Genomic DNA, 14,997 nt, shown 5'->3' on the forward strand with positions numbered 1-14,997 from the left:
GAGCTGCACGGACGCTCCTCGCCACTTTCCGACAGCCGGGCCGCGGCGCCCGCGTGCTCGCATGGCCCGATGGGGAACCGTCGTCTGTGGATCGTGGCCGTGACCGTCCTCGCCGCACCGTTCGCCGCCGGGGCGCCCGCGCACGCCGCCGGGCCGCCCGTGGCCAGGGTGAACTTCCAGCCGGCCGGCTCCGCGGTCCCGGCCGGGTACGTCGCCGACACCGGGCAGGCGTACGACCCGGCGCGCGGGTCCGGGTGGGTGGCGCAGGGCACGCAGACGCCGCTGGACCTGACCCGCAACACCCGCGACCGGGCGCGCGCCGGCATCGACCCGCGGCTGAACACGCTGATCCACCTGCAGTACGGCGACACCGGCGGCAGCAGCGGCGTGGCCACCCCGGGCGCCTGGGAGTACGCGCTGCCGGCCGGCACGTACCAGGTCACGGTCGCGGTCGGTGACCAGCCGGCGTACGACAGCTCACACACCGTACGCGTGGAGGGCGTCACCGCGATCGCCGGTTTCGTCTCGACGGCGGCCGCGGAGTACCGCACGGCGACGGTGACCGTGCCGGTGAGCGACGGCCGGCTGACCGTGGACGCGGTCGGCGGCACCAACACCAAGCTCGGCTACCTCGAGATCAGCCCGGCCGCGCTGAAGGTCAACTTCTCCGACGCCGCCACCGCGCCACCCTCGGGTTATGTCCGCGACTCGGGTGAGGCGTACGCCGGCACGCGCGGGTACGGGTGGGTCCAGCCCGGCACGTCGACGCCGCTGAGCCTCGCCGGCAACGGGCGCAACCGGAACCCCGCGGCGGCCCAGCCCGACGTACGGCTGGCGACGTTCGTCCACATGCAACTGCCCAGCGGCTCGACGGGGGTCACCACGCCGGGCTCGTGGGAGGTCGCTGTGCCACCGGGCGCGTACACGGTCACGGTCGCGGTGGGTGATGCCGGGACCGCTGTCAACAGCAGCCACTGGCTGAGCATCGAGGACCAGAACGCGGTGGCGGCGTTCGCGCCGACCGCGTCGGTCAAGCACGCGACGGTGACGCGTACGGTCACCGTCACCGACGGGCGGCTGACGCTGAGCGCCGCCGGCGGCACGAACACGAAGCTGGACTACGCCGACATCGCGAGCGTCGCGGGCGCCGCCGCTCCGGCCGTCCGCACGAGCACCCCGGCGAACGGCGCGACCGGTGTCCCGCTGACGACCAGCGTCGTGGAGGACCTGGTGCTGCCGGGCGGCGGCGTGGACCAGGCCACGCTCACCAGCTCCACGGTGACGCTCACGCGGGTCTCCGACGGGGCCGCCGTACCGGCACACGTGATCACGAGCGGCGGCGGGGACGTGGTGAACCTGTCCCCCACCTCGCCGCTGGCGGCGAACACCGCGTACCGGTTCACCCTGACGTCCGGGGTGCGCGACGTGACCGGGCGCGCGTTCCAGCCGTACTCGATCGTCTTCACCACCGGCGACGGCGGCGGGACCGGCGGCCCGGCGGCCTTCGACAAGGTGGCCGGCGTCGCGACCGGCGCGTCCTTCACGACGGTGGTCAAGGGCCCCGACGGGCGGCTGTACGCGGGCACCCTCGACGGCCGCATCTTCCGCTTCCCGATCAACGCCGACGGCACGCTGGGCACGGCCACCGTCATCACCGCCGTCCGCGACAACGCCGCCGCGCTCGGCCTGCCCGGTGCACCGGCCCGCACGGTCATCGGCATGGCGTTCGACCCGTCGGGCGCGCTGTGGGTCACCGACAACTACGAGTACGTGGGTCCGCTCGACGTGCCGGACTGGTCGGGGCGGATCGGGCGGCTGAGCGGGACGAACCTGGGCACGTACACGCCGATGGTCGTCGGGCTGCCGCGGTCGGTGAAGGACCACGAGACCAACTCGCTGGCCTTCGGCCCGGACGGCGCCCTGTACGCCTCCCAGGGCGCCAACAACGCGATGGGTGCGGCCGACTCCACGTGGGGCAACCGGCCGGAACGGCTGCTGAGCGCGGCGGTGCTGCGGCTCGACACCACCCGGCTGGGCTCGGCACCGCTGGACGTGCGGACCGCGGACGGGGGCGGCACGTACGACCCGTACGCGTCCGGGGCGCCCCTGACGATCCACGCCACCGGGGTCCGCAACGCCTACGACCTGGTCTGGCACCGCAACGGCCACCTGTACGCCCCCACGAACGGCTCGGCGGCGGGCGGGAACACCCCCGCCACCCCGGCCACGCTGCCGGCCTCGTGCGCGCGGCGGGGCTACACCGGGCCGGCGGTTCCGGGGCTGACCGGCGTGCCGGCGGCCGAGACCGACTACGTGTTCGACGTGCGGCCGGGGCGCTACTACGGCCACCCCAACCCGCTGCGCTGCGAGTGGGTGCTCGCCGGCGGCAACCCCACGTCCGGCGCCGACCCGTTCGAGGTCGCCGCATACCCGGCCGGCACCGCCCCGGACCCCAACTTCCACCTCGCGGGCACGTACGACGCGGGCCTGCACGCCTCGGCGAACGGCGCGATCGAGTACCGCGGCGGCGCGCTCGACGGCAAGCTCCTGGTGGTGCGCTACTCGTCGGGCCAGGACATCGAGACGTTCGACGTGGCGGCCGACGGCCGGCTGAGCAACCGGACCACCGGCATCACCGGGTTCACCGGGTTCAGCCAGCCGCTCGACGTCACCGAGGACACCGCCACCGGCAACCTGTACGTGACCGAGCTCGGCGCCTCCCGCATCACCCTGCTCAGGCCGCGTGCGTGACCCTGTTCGCTGACGGCGTGACCGCCGGGGTGGCCGGCCCGCCGCCGGTCCGGGAGGGTCGGGGCATGGATCCCGTCTTCGTGCTCGTGCACAGCCCCTCGGTCGGCCCGTCGACCTGGACCGCCGTCGCGGACCGGCTGCCCGGCTCGGTCGTGCCGGACCTGACCCGGGTCGCGGACGCCGGGCCGCCGTTCTGGCCGGCGGTGGCCGAGCCGGTCCGCCTGGCGATCGCGACGGCTCCGGCGGACGCTCCCGTCGTGCTGGTGCCGCACAGCAACGCCGGGCTGTTCCTGCCGTCGATCGTGGCGGCCGCGCCCCGGCCCGTCGCGGCGGTGGTGTTCGTGGACGCGTCGCTGCCGGAGCGGGACGGGCCGAGCCCGGTGGCCGACGCGGACGGGCTGGCGTTCCTGCGCGTACGGGTCGGGCCGGACGGGCGGCTGCCGCCGTGGACGCACTGGTTCGACGAGGCCGACGTGGCGCCGATGTTCCCGGACGCCGGCACCCGCAAGGTCATCGAGGACGAGCAGCCGCGGCTCCCACTGTCGTACTACGAGCAGCGTCTGCCGGTGCCGGACAGCTGGGATGCCCGGCCGTGTGCGTACCTGAAGTTCAGCGAGCCCTACGACGCGGACGCCGCGGACGCCGCCGCGCGCGGGTGGCCGGTCGACGTCATCCCCGGCGAGCACCTGCACCAGGTCGTGGACCCCGATGCCGTGGCAGCCGCGATCCGCCGCCTCGCGGCTAAGTTGGTGGCGTGAGCGCCTCCACCCATGACGTCGTGAACCAGCCGCCCCCGCTCGTGGGGCACGACATCGCCGCCGATGCCGCCCTGCTGGACGCGGTCGCTCGCGAGGGCGCCGGCTGGGCCGCCGACGACCTGCACCGGCTCGGCAAGCTGGGCGGGCAGCCGGAGCCGCAGCGCTGGGCCGACGAGGCCAACCGCCACGAGCCGCGGCTGCTCACCCACGACCGGTACGGCCACCGCACCGACGAGGTCGAGTTCCACCCGTCGTGGCACCGGCTGATGGACGTGGCGGTGAGCGAAGGGCTGGCCGGGGCGGCGTGGGCCGATCCGCGGCCGGGCGCGCACGTGGCGAGGGCCGCCGCCCTGTACACCTGGAGCCAGGTCGAGGCCGGTCACATCTGCCCGGTGTCGATGACGTACGCCGTGGTGCCCGCGCTGCGCCACGACGGCGGGCTCGCGGCCGCGTACGAGCCGCTGCTGACCAGCCGGGTCTACGATCCCGGGCTGCGCACGCCGCAGGCCAAGCGCGGGCTGCTCGCCGGCATGGGCATGACCGAGAAGCAGGGCGGCTCCGACGTCCGCGCCAACTCCACCACCGCCACCCCGGACCCCGACGGCACCTACCGGCTTCGCGGCCACAAGTGGTTCACCAGCGCGCCGATGTGCGACCTGTTCCTGGTCCTCGCGCAGGCGCCCGGCGGGCTCACCTGCTTCCTCGTGCCGCGCGTGCTGCCCGACGGCACCCGCAACACGTTCCGCATCCAGCGGCTCAAGGACAAGCTCGGCAACCGCAGCAACGCGAGCAGCGAGCCGGAGTTCGACGGGACCGTGGCGTGGCGGATCGGCGACGAGGGCCACGGCGTACGCACGATCATCGACATGGTCGCGATGACCCGCCTCGACTGCGTGACCGGGTCGGCGTCCGGGATGCGCGCCGCGCTGGTGCAGGCCGTGCACCACGCCCGGCACCGCTCCGCCTTCGGCGGCCCGCTGATCGCCAAGCCGCTGATGCGCAACGTCCTGGCGGACCTGGCGGTGGAGACCGAGGCCGCGACCGCGCTGGCCCTGCGGCTGGCCGGGGCCGTCGATCGAGGCGTACGCGGTGACGCGGCCGAGCGCGCGTTCGGGCGCCTGGCGATCGCGGTGGGCAAGTTCTGGGTGTGCAAACGCCAACCCGCGGTGGTGGGCGAGGCGCTGGAGTGCCTGGGCGGCAACGGTTACGTCGAGGACTCCGGGCTGCCTCGGCTCTACCGCGACGCCCCGCTGAACTCGATCTGGGAGGGCTCGGGCAACGTGCAGGCGCTCGACGTGCTGCGGGCGCTGCGCCGCGAGCCGGCCGCGCTGGCGGCGTTCCGGGCGGAGGTGGCCACGGCGGCGGGCGCGGACCGGCGCCTCGACACCGCCGCCGCGGAGCTGGTCGCGCTGCTGTCCGGCGACGACCTGGAGGCGCAGGCCCGGCGGGTGGTGGAACGGATGGCCGTCGTGCTGCAGGGCGCGCTGCTCGTCCGGCACGCCCCGGCAGCGGTCGCGGATGCGTTCTGCGCGACCCGGCTCGGCGGCGACTGGGGTCACACGTTCGGCACGCTGCCGCCCGCCGCCGACACCACGGCCCTGGTCGAGCGCGCCCTGCCCGCGTGAGCCGCATCCATACCCGCCCGGGGTGACAGGCGGCGGGAGCGCTACGGCACGATCAACCCCGTGGGTGTGAGCACCGGCACAGTGGCCGCGGACGCGTCGCCGGCCCGCGCCCCTGCCCCGCCCCTGTGGCCACGGTCTCCCGAGCGTGCCGAGGACTCAACTGCGCCGCCCGGCGGCCGATGGCAGGACGTGCAGCGCGATCGCTACTGGTGGTGGTGGCTGGCGGCGGGAATCCTCGCCACGGCCGGCTACTACGTGCTGCCCACCGGCGGGCTGGCCGCCAACCTCGCGTACAACCTCGTCGGGCTCGGGTCCAGCCTGCTGATCGTCATCGGCGTCCGGCTGCACCGGCCCGCCCGCCCGGCGATGTGGTACTGGTTCGCCGCGGGTCAGGTCACCTGGGTCGTCGGCGACCTCGTCTGGGAGTACTACAAGTACGGGCTGGACCAGGAGCCGTACCCGTCGGCCGCCGACATCTTCTACCTCAGCGCGTACCCGATGTTCGTGGTCGGCATGTACCTGCTGATGCGCGGGCGCAGCCTGCCGGGGCGCAACGTCGCGGCGCTGGTGGACGCCGCGATCGTCGCCATCGGCGTGGGACTGATCTTCTGGGTGTTCGTCATGCATCCGGTGGCCGCCGACTCCACCGCCTCGACGCTGGAACGGTCCATCGGGGTGGCGTACCCCGCCGGCGACGCGCTGCTGATCGCGATGCTGGCGCGGTTCTACACCGGCACCGGACGCCGCTCGGCGAGCATCCGGCTGCTCGGCGTGGCCGCGCTGCTGCTGCTCTGCGCCGACATCGCGTACTCGCTGGTGTCGCTCTACTCGGACTCCGACGGCGGCGTGCTGGACGCCGGCTGGCTGCTGTCGTACGTGTTCTGGGGCGCCTCCGCCCTGCACCCCTCGATGCGCCTGGCCGGTACGGTCGCCGAGCGCTCCGGCGACGGCCGGGTCACCCGCGCCCGGCTGGTGCTGCTCGCGGTCTGCTCACTGGTGGCCCCCGGCCTGCTGTTCCTGCCCGGCATCGGCGGCGACGCCGTGGACCGGCTCACCATCGCCGCCGGCGCGGCCATGCTGTTCCTGCTCGTCGTCGCGCGCATGTCCGGTTTCGTCGCGCAGGTCCAGTACCAGGCCGACCAGCTCGAGGACCTCGCGATGGCCGACGAGCTGACCGGGCTGGCGAACCGGCGGCGCTTCGAGAACGGCGTCCGCGCCGCCCTCGCCGCCGGGCCGACCCAGGTCGCGCTGCTCGACCTCGACGACTTCAAGGGCGTCAACGACCGCCTCGGCCACGGCGTCGGCGACCGGCTGCTGGAGGTGCTCGCCGGCCGGCTGCGCAGCGTGATGCGCGGCGACATCCTGGTCGCCAGGATGGGCGGCGACGAGTTCGCGATCCTCATGCCCGACGCCGGCGACGCCGAGGCCGACGCGATCGTGGGGCGGCTCGCCGACACGCTGCGCCGGCCCATCGCCGCCGGCGACCACGAGCTGCTCGTCGGCGCCAGCATCGGCGTCGCCGACGGCACCGGCACGACCGACCCGTACGAGGTGCTGCGCCGCGCCGACGTCGCCATGTACGCCGCCAAGTCCGCCCGCGACGGGCACCGCCGCTACACCGTGGCGCTGGACCGTCGCTCCGACGAGCAGGCGATGCTGGGGGCGGAGCTGCGGCACGCCCTGGACTCCGGGCAGTTCCGGGTGGTCTACCAGCCGATCGTGGAGCTGCCGACCGGCCGTACGGTCGCCGTCGAGGCGCTCGTCCGCTGGCAGCACCCGGAGCGCGGGCTGGTGCCGCCCGAGCGGTTCATCCCGGCCGCCGAGCGCAACGGGCTGATCGTCGAGCTCGGCGAGTGGATCCTGCGGACCGCCTGCACGCAGGCGGTGGCGTGGCGCGCTCAGTACGGCGACCTGGCTCCCGAGCGGATCAGCGTCAACGTGTCGGCACGGCAGCTCGGCGAGCCGGGTCTCGCCCGCATGGTGGCGGGCGTGCTCGAGGAGACCGGGCTGAGCGCCGCCCGCCTCACCGTCGAGGTCACCGAGACCGCGGTCTTCGGCGGCGGCCAGGCGGTCCAGGCCGTCCAGGACCTCAAGGACCTGGGCGTGCGCATCGCCCTGGACGACTTCGGCACCGGGCACTCGTCGCTCGGGCTGCTGCAGACCGTACCTGTGGACGTGCTCAAGGTGGACAAGTCGTTCGTCGACGGGATCACCATGGCCGGCCGGCACGCGGTCATCGCCACCGCGCTCATCCAGGTCAGCGCGGGCCTCGGGCTGACCGCGGTGGCCGAGGGCGTGGAGACCGCCGAGCAGGCCGCCGAGCTGTACCGCCTCGGGTACCGCCTCGCGCAGGGCTACCACTTCGGCCGTCCGTCCGCCGAGCCGCAGTTCCTGGTCCCCGGGTTTGTCGGAGGCCACCGCTAGGGTCCCCCCCGTGACGCTGGGACCTGACTTCCGCCGCCTCTGGTCGGCGTACGCGGTGAGCGAGCTGGGCACCGCGCTGAGCCTCGGCGCCCTGCCGCTGGTCGCCACGCTGGTCCTGCACGCGAGCGTGCTGCAGGTGTCGCTGCTCACGGCGCTGGGCGGGCTGGCCGGGGCGGCGCTGGCCCTCCCGCTCGGCCCGTGGATCGAGTTCCGTCCCAAGCGGCCCGTGATGGCCGGCGCCGACCTGGTCCGCGGCGCGGCGCTGGCGAGCGTGCCCGTCGCGGCGGCCGCCGGCGTGCTGACGTACGCGCAGCTCTGCCTCGTCGCCGTGGCCCAGTCGGTGGGGGTCATCGCGTTCCAGGCCGCGAGCGGCGCGCACCTCAAGAGGCTGGTGCCCGCCGCGGAGCTGACCACCGCCACCGGCCGGTTCGAGGCGACGTTCTGGACGGTCAACACGGTGGGGCCGCCGCTGGGCGGAGGGCTGATCTCGTGGCTAGGCCCGACCACGACGATGGCGGCGGACGCGGTGTCGTTCCTGCTGTCGGCGGTGGGCGTGCGCCGCCTGCGCTCCCCCGAGCCGGCCCCGCCCGCACGGTCGCCGGCGCCGGACCGCCGGGCCGCGATCACGGCGGGCTGGCGGTACATCCTGGGCCACCCGGAGCTGCGCGCCCTGTACGCCAACTCGCTGATCTTCAACGGCGGCGTGATGGCCACGCTGCCGCTGATCACCGTGTTCATGCTGCGCGAGCTGGGCTTCGCCGCCTGGGCGTACGGCCTGGTGTTCGGCGTCTCCTGCCTCGGCGGGCTGGCCGGTTCGCTGGCCGCGCGCCCGCTCATCCTCCGATGGGGCCGCCGGCGGGTGCTGCTGGTCGCGGGCGTGGCGAAGACGCTGCCGCTGGCGCTGGTGCCGCTCGCTCCGGCCGGCACCGCCGGGCTGGTTCTGATCACGGCCGGGGAGCTGCTCATCACCGGCTTCGCGGGGCTGTTCAACCCGGCGTTCGCGGCGTGGCGGCTGACCGCGGTCGCGGACGGGCACGTGTCGCGCGTGCTCGCCGCCTGGTCGATCAGCAACCGGGTCGCCCAGCCGGTGTGCGTCACCGCGGGCGGCCTGCTCGCCGCCGCCACGAGCGTGCGTGCCGCGCTGCTGCTGATCGCGGTGGGCCTGGCCGCCAGCGCCGCGCTGCTGCCCTGGCGGCCGGCCCCGGTCAGTGCTGTCCCAGCAGCTCCGCCACGCTCTCCCGCAGGTCCTGCTGGCTGATCGGCTCGACCATGCCGCCGGTCCGGGCGTCCTGCATGGCCTTGGTCAGCTGCACCCGGCGCAGCACCTCCTTGATGTCCGCGCCGGTCATACCGTGGCTGAGCCGGCCCAGCTCGGCCATGTCCAGCCCGTCGGCGAACATCGTGAAGCCGGGCTCCTCGTGGGCCGCCGCGAGCTGGGCGATCATCTTGCGGAAGATCTCCGCGCGGCTGGCCTCGTCCGGCTTCGGGATGGACAGCTTCACGTCGAAGCGTCCGGACCGGATCAGCGAGTCGTCGACGCGGTGCGGGAAGTTCGTCGTGGCCACCACGATCACGTTCGGGTTGGCCTCGATGAGGTCGTTCATCTCCTGCTTGAAGATGCCGGCCACCGCGTTGATCGCCTGGCTGGCCGCGTCGCCGCCGGAGCCCGCGTAGCTGATGATCGAGTCGAACTCGTCGAACAGGATCAGCGTCGGCACCCGGTAGCGGCGGGCGTCGCGGAACACCTGCTTGATGTTGCGCTCCGAGCCGCCCAGCCACTTGTCGAGGATCTCGGGGGTACGGATCTCGCGGAAGTCGGCACCGATCTCGTTGGCCAGCGCGCGCGACAGCATGGTCTTGCCGGTGCCGGGCGGGCCGTACATGAGGATGCCCTGCGGCCGCCGCGCGCCCCACCGGGCCATCGCCTCGGGGTGGCGGAACGACACCGCGATCTGCCGCAGCTCGGCGACCACCGGCGCGAGCCCGCCGACCTGGTCGAGCGTGACCTCCTGGGTGGTGGTGGCCACCCGCGGGATGGTCTCGCGGCTGACCACGTACCGGCGGCCGGTCAGCGGCTCGGTCGACGGCGGCAGCAGCTCGACGACCGCCTGCAGCACCAGCCGCACCATGGCCGCCAGGTGCTCGGGCTGCACCTCGTCGCGCGGGACCTCGGCGCGCAGGCGCAGCACGCCGGCGGCCGGGTCGTGGGTCATGGTCGCCTGCAGGCCGCCGGCGGCGTCGGCGAGGTAGCCGGTCTCCGGCTCGGCGGACGTGACGGGCCGGTCCAGGCCCAGTTTCCGGTACGCCGCGACGGCCGCGGTCCCCACCCCGTCGACGATGCGCGTGGCGATGGGGTCGCCGGCCGCGATCCGCTTCGCCAGCAGGATGCCCACCGGGTCGTTGCCCAGCACCACGGCGCGGATGCGCTCCTTGTGCGGCAGGTCGTTGACCGTGGTGCCGATCTCCGCGGCGAACACGTGCATCGGCCCCTCGGGCGTGTCGGCGCTGGAGACGGTCAGCTCGGCGCGCCGTACCGGCGACGGGAACGTGGCTCGGCGCAGCAGCTCGACGGGGTTGACCCGGGCGGCGGCGAGGATGGTGCCGGCGTCGACGATCTCGACGGTGGCTCCGGCGTACTGGAAGGACTCGGTCATGGCGGCCCCCTCTCCGGTACCAAGAGTGACACGCCGGACGCAGCGGGGCCCGCTCCCGCGATCGGGAGCGGGCCCCTAGAGCCGTACGGTCAGCAGCCGATGCGGCTGGTGGACGCGGCCACGTCGTCGTACCAGAGGGTGTCGGAGCCCTCGCCGTAGCTCTCCCAGCCCAGCTTCAGGTCGGCCAGGCGGGGCCGGTACGTCTTGTTGAGCCACTGCCCGTCGACGTCGTGGGTCGGTACGCCGTCCTCCAGCAGCCCGGGCACGGAGGTCCCGTTGAGCCAGGTCTGCATGGTGCCGTCCGTACCGTTGACCTTGAACTCCACGCAGTTCCAGCTTCCCGTGGGCAGCGGGGCCGACTGGGCGACGCCGGCCGGGCTCTGCTCGGGCAGCGTGGCGTCGTCGGACGCGCGGTTCCACTGCAGCGCGCCGTTCTGGCCGCCGAAGCGCAGGTCACGGTTGCCGTCGGCGGTGTCCTGCAGGGCGACGGTGGTGATGTGCGAGGCCGGCAGCGCCGTGGTGTGCCGGACCCAGTAGCGCACGAACCAGACGTTCCCGGCCGGCAGGAGCGACGTATTGCGGACGAACACGTGGTTGCAGTAGCCGGCCGCGCCGTCGATGCGCAGCGACTTGCTGCCGCTGTGCGCCACCGAGCCGTCGAACGTGGCCTTGCCGGCGCCGGAGCAGTCCGGGTACGTCGTGGTCCAGTTCGCCGTGGAGCCCTCGAAGCCCTCGGTGCCCGACGGTGTGCCGGGCGGCGGGCTGGTCGGCGGATCGGTCGGCGGCGGATTGCTAGGCGGCGGGTCCGACGGCGGCGGGCTGCTGGGTGGCGTGGTGGTGTCCTCGCCGCAGCGCACCCCGTTCAGCGAGAACGACGCGGGCGCGGTGTTGGCGCCCGAGTACGTCCCCTGGAAGCCGAACGACGCCGAGGCGCCCGTACCGAGCGACGGTGCCCAGCTCGGCGCCGCGGCGGTGACCGCGCTGCCGGACTGGGTGACCGTGGCGCTCCAGCCCGAGGTGACCCGCTGGTCGCCCGGGAAGGTCCAGGTCAGCGTCCACGGGCTGACCGCCGCCGACCGGTTGGTGACCTTCACGTCGGCGGTGAACCCGTTGCTCCACGAGTTGACCGTGTACGTGACGTCGCAGGCGCTCGCCGCGGAGGCCATCGTGGGCACGACCAGGACGGCCGCGCCGAGGGCGACCGCGGCCGCGAGCCGGGTCAGCACGGCGTGCCGTTCAGGGCGAAGCCGGTGGGGTTCGCCGGCGTCGACCCGGTGAAGCTCGCCTGGAAGCCGGTGCTGGTGGTGGCCCCGGTGGCGAGGGTGCCGTTGTACGACGCGTTGCGCACGGTGACCGTGGTCCCGGACTGCGACCAGGTCCCGTTCCAGCCGTTGCTCACCGACACCGTCGCCGGCACCGTGAAGGTCAGCGTCCAGGAGCTGAGCGCCGGGCCGTTGTTGGTGATCCGGACGTCCGCGGTGAAGCCGGTCGACCAGGCGTTCGCCGAGTACGCGACCGAGCATCCACCCGCCGGCGGCGTGGTCGGCGGCGTCGTGGGCGGGGTGGTCGGAGGCGTGGTGGGCGGCGTGGTCGGAGGCGTGGTGGGCGGCGTCGTCGGCGGCTGGGTCGCACCCGCCGCGATCGCCAGGTCGTACGCCCGCTGCGGCACGAACTGGCCGGCCCCGGCGATGCAGCCGTCGGCCTCGCCGGGCAGCTTGATCCACAGGTACGCGTCAAGAATCGAGTCGCTGACCGCGGTGGTACTCGGCGTGCCGATGGCGCGCCCGGCCGGGTCGCACCACTCGGTGCCCAGCGGGCCGTTGCCGTTGCGGCTCGTGTCGATGACACCCTTGAGCCGGCTCACCCCGGTGGCCGCGATGACGTTCCTGATGTACGAGGTCGACTCGGCGGTCGACCGGTAGTTGGAGACGTTGACCGAGATGCCGTCCGCGCTGTTGGCAACGTCCGCGCGGACCAGCCGGGCGGCCATCTCGGCGGGGGCCAGCCACGCCGAGTTGCCCGCGTCGAAGTAGACCTTGGCGGCGGACGAGGCGGCCTTGAGCTTCTTGCCGGCGTACGCCATCGAGGCGTACACCTCCTCCTGCTGGGAGCTGCTGAGGCAGTTCGTCATGATCGGGAGCACGTCGGGCTCCAGGATGATCGCGGCGGCCCGGCCCTTGAGCCCGGCGGCCACCTGGTCGATCCACTGCCGGTACGCGCTGTGGTTCGCCAGCCCGCCGGAGCTCGCGCCGCTGCAGTCGCGGTTGGGGATGTTGTAGACGACCATGATCGGCGTCTTGCCGGCCGCCGCGGCCGCGCCGACGTACGCGTCGACCTCCGAGGCCACCGTGCCGGGGTTGTTCTGGGTGAACCAGCGACCCTGCGGCACGTTCGCGATCCGGTCCCGGATCACCGCCGTCCGGGAATCGTTGGGGTTGGCCGCGACCCAGCGAGCGGCGCTGGACTGCGGATCGACGTAGAACGGGGACTCGGCGGCCGAGGCGGTGCCGGGCCACACGAGAGCGGCACCGGCGACCAGGCTGGCGGCCGCGAGCAGGCGAAGACGCATCGGGCTACTCCAGGGGGACGGGGTAGGGGCGTGGGAGCGCTCCCATATATCGACCACCGTAGGTGTAACACCCCCGGAACATCAAGCGTCAGCCTTCCGGCAGCGCATCTCCCTGCCGGACCAGCCCGTTCTGGTACGCCAGCACCACCAGCTGAGCCCGGTCCCGCGCGTTGAGCTTGGTCATCGCCCGGTTCACATGCGTCTTCGCGGTCAGCGGCGACAGGTGCAGCCGCTCGGCGATGTCGTCGTTGGACAACCCGTGGGCGACCAGCACCAGGATCTCCCGCTCCCGCTCGGTCAGCAGGTCCAGCGCCCGCGACGAGCCGCCCGGCTCCGGCCGCAGGCTGGTCAGGAACCGGCTGACCAGACCCCGCGTGGCCTTCGGCGACAGCAGCGCCTCCCCGCCGGCCACCACCCGGATCGCGTGCAACAGATCCTCCGGCTCCACGCTCTTGCCGAGGAACCCGCTCGCGCCCGCCTGCAGGGCCAGCACCACGTTGTCGTCATTCTCGAACGTGGTCAGCACCAGCACCCGCACCCCGGCGAGATTGTCGTCCGCACCGATCCGGCGGGTCGCCTCGAGACCGTCCATCCGCGGCATCCGGATGTCCATGAGCACCACGTCGGCCCGGGCGGTCCGCGCCAGATCGACCGCCTCCCGCCCATCCGCCGCCTCGGCGACGACCTGGAACCCCGGCTCCGAATCAATGATCATCTTGAAGCCGGCCCGGATCAGCGCCTGATCATCCGCCAGCAACACCCGAATGCTCACGCTGTGCCTTCCATCGGCGTGCCCTCCCGGCCCTCGCCCCCACGGCCATCGCCCACCCACGCTGAGCGAAGCTCGGTGCAGTCCGTCACGCTGTGCCTTCCATCGGCGTGCCCTCCCGGCCCTCGCCCCCACGGCCATCGCCCACCCACGCTGAGCGAAGCTCGGTGCAGTCCGTCACGCCGGCTCCTCGCGGGGGACGACGCAGCCGCGCAGGCCCGGGCGGAGCACAGGCGACGTGCGGGCCGGGGCAGTCACCTCTTCGGAGGCCGGAGCGGGGGCCGACGTCTCGGTCGGCAGCACCGCGTGCACACGGAACCGGCCGTCCCCGACGTAGCCCGCCGTGACCTCGCCGCCCGCCGACGCCGCCCGCTCCCGCATGCCGAGCAGCCCGTACCCGGAACCCGGGCCCGCGATCGACGGCTCCGGCGGCACGTCGTTGGCGACCTCGATGATCACGCCGCTGGGGGCGTACTCGACGAGGAGGGCGGCTGAGCCGGTGCCGTAGCGGTGCGCGTTGGTCAGCGCCTCCTGCACGATCCGGTAGGCCGCCAGGTCCACCAGGGCCGGCAGGCCCCGCGGCACACCACGCTGCTGATGGCGTACGCGGAAACCGGTCGCCTCCAGGGCGCCCAGCAGCTCCGGCAGGCGAGCGAGGCCCGGCGTGGGTTCGTGGCTGTCCGGCTCGTCGCCGCTGCGCAGCACCCCGACCACCGACTGGATCTCCTTGAGCACGGTGTCGGAGGCGTCGCGGATGTGCGCGAGCACCGGGCCGACCTGGTCCGGCTGGCGCTGCAGGATGTGGGCGGCCGCGCCGGCCTGCACGCTGATCACGGCGATGTGGTGGGCGACGACGTCGTGCAGCTCGCGGGCGATGCGGACGCGCTCGTCCATGACCCGGCGCCGCGCCACCTCCTCACGCGTCTCCTCGGCGCGGCGGGCGCGTTCCTCCACCTCACGGATGTACGCCCGGTGCATGCGCGCCGCGTCCCCGGCGGCCGCCGCCATGAAGATCCACGCGAACACGCCCAGCGTCTCGAAGCGCCACCAGTCCCCCACCGCCACGACGAGGCCGGTCGCATAGACCAGCGAGGACGCGGTCAGCGCGCAGATCCACCCTCGGCGGCGGTTGGTGTGCGCCGCGATGGAGTACGTGATTACGCCCAGCGCGACGATCAGCCCGGGGTTGCTGACGCCCCGCAGCACCGCGCCGACCGTGGCGGCGGTCGCCACGCCCAGCGCCGCATATGGCCGCATCCGCCGCAGCAGCACCGCGACGAACGCCACCAGCGCCACGAGGACGTCGCTGGGCGTCACCCGGTCGTCGACCGTCGCCTTGAAGACGGCCCATGCCAGCACGAACGCGAGCAGCACGTCGAGCAGCATCGGCTTCTCCGCCGCTGCTTCCTTCCACGCCCTCATCCGGGCGAAGTGCCTGGTCTCCATC

Annotated in this window: 10 protein-coding genes; 5 read left to right on the forward strand and 5 right to left on the reverse strand. The window is 73.8% G+C overall.

Going from position 1 to position 14,997, the window contains the following annotated elements:
• Positions 1-69: 69 nt before the first annotated feature.
• Genes IT780_RS19075 through IT780_RS19095 form a run of 5 tightly spaced genes read left to right on the forward strand, consistent with a single transcriptional unit; the run spans position 70 to position 8,816 of the window.
• The gene (locus IT780_RS19075; protein WP_199512942.1) at positions 70-2,751 is read left to right on the forward strand and encodes a PQQ-dependent sugar dehydrogenase; all 2,682 of its coding nucleotides are present in this window, start codon (positions 70-72) and stop codon (positions 2,749-2,751) included.
• Positions 2,748-3,509 (forward strand): alpha/beta hydrolase, encoded by a 762-nt coding sequence (locus IT780_RS19080; RefSeq protein WP_307831257.1) that lies wholly within the window; start codon positions 2,748-2,750, stop codon positions 3,507-3,509. Before IT780_RS19075 ends, IT780_RS19080 begins: the two co-directional genes overlap by 4 nt.
• Positions 3,506-5,134 carry an acyl-CoA dehydrogenase family protein gene (locus IT780_RS19085; protein WP_199512943.1) on the forward strand — a complete coding sequence of 543 codons (1,629 nt, stop codon included), beginning with the start codon at positions 3,506-3,508 and terminating at the stop codon, positions 5,132-5,134. Before IT780_RS19080 ends, IT780_RS19085 begins: the two co-directional genes overlap by 4 nt.
• 60 nt (positions 5,135-5,194) lie before the next feature.
• The gene (locus tag IT780_RS19090; RefSeq protein WP_307831258.1) at positions 5,195-7,558 is read left to right on the forward strand and encodes a putative bifunctional diguanylate cyclase/phosphodiesterase; all 2,364 of its coding nucleotides are present in this window, start codon (positions 5,195-5,197) and stop codon (positions 7,556-7,558) included.
• Between the two features lie 10 nt (positions 7,559-7,568).
• Positions 7,569-8,816 carry an MFS transporter gene (locus IT780_RS19095; protein WP_307831259.1) on the forward strand — a complete coding sequence of 416 codons (1,248 nt, stop codon included), beginning with the start codon at positions 7,569-7,571 and terminating at the stop codon, positions 8,814-8,816.
• Here the strand turns inward: IT780_RS19095 and IT780_RS19100 are convergent.
• The 5 genes from IT780_RS19100 to IT780_RS19120 form a co-directional block, all read right to left on the reverse strand.
• On the reverse strand, positions 8,764-10,212 hold the full coding sequence (locus IT780_RS19100) for an ATP-binding protein (protein WP_199512944.1): 1,449 nt from the start codon (positions 10,210-10,212) through the stop codon (positions 8,764-8,766). The two genes, IT780_RS19095 and IT780_RS19100, sit on opposite strands and share 53 nt — an antisense overlap.
• Positions 10,213-10,301: 89 nt before the next feature.
• Positions 10,302-11,438, reverse strand: a complete 1,137-nt coding sequence (locus tag IT780_RS19105; protein WP_307831260.1) for a cellulose-binding domain-containing protein — start codon at positions 11,436-11,438, stop codon at positions 10,302-10,304.
• A complete protein-coding gene (locus IT780_RS19110; RefSeq protein ID WP_199512945.1) occupies positions 11,432-12,781 on the reverse strand; it encodes a glycoside hydrolase family 6 protein in 1,350 nt (449 codons plus the stop codon). The genes IT780_RS19105 and IT780_RS19110 overlap by 7 nt, the downstream gene beginning before the upstream one ends.
• An 88-nt stretch (positions 12,782-12,869) precedes the next feature.
• Complete coding sequence (locus IT780_RS19115; protein ID WP_199512946.1) at positions 12,870-13,553, reverse strand: response regulator; 684 nt, start codon at positions 13,551-13,553, stop codon at positions 12,870-12,872.
• A 174-nt stretch (positions 13,554-13,727) separates the two neighbouring features.
• The gene (locus IT780_RS19120; protein ID WP_199512947.1) at positions 13,728-14,996 is read right to left on the reverse strand and encodes a sensor histidine kinase; all 1,269 of its coding nucleotides are present in this window, start codon (positions 14,994-14,996) and stop codon (positions 13,728-13,730) included.
• Position 14,997: the final 1 nt, after the last annotated feature.

The organism is Nucisporomicrobium flavum, from assembly GCF_016464385.1.
In the GTDB taxonomy this organism is placed as follows: Bacteria; Actinomycetota; Actinomycetes; order Mycobacteriales; family Micromonosporaceae; genus Actinoplanes; species Actinoplanes flavus_A.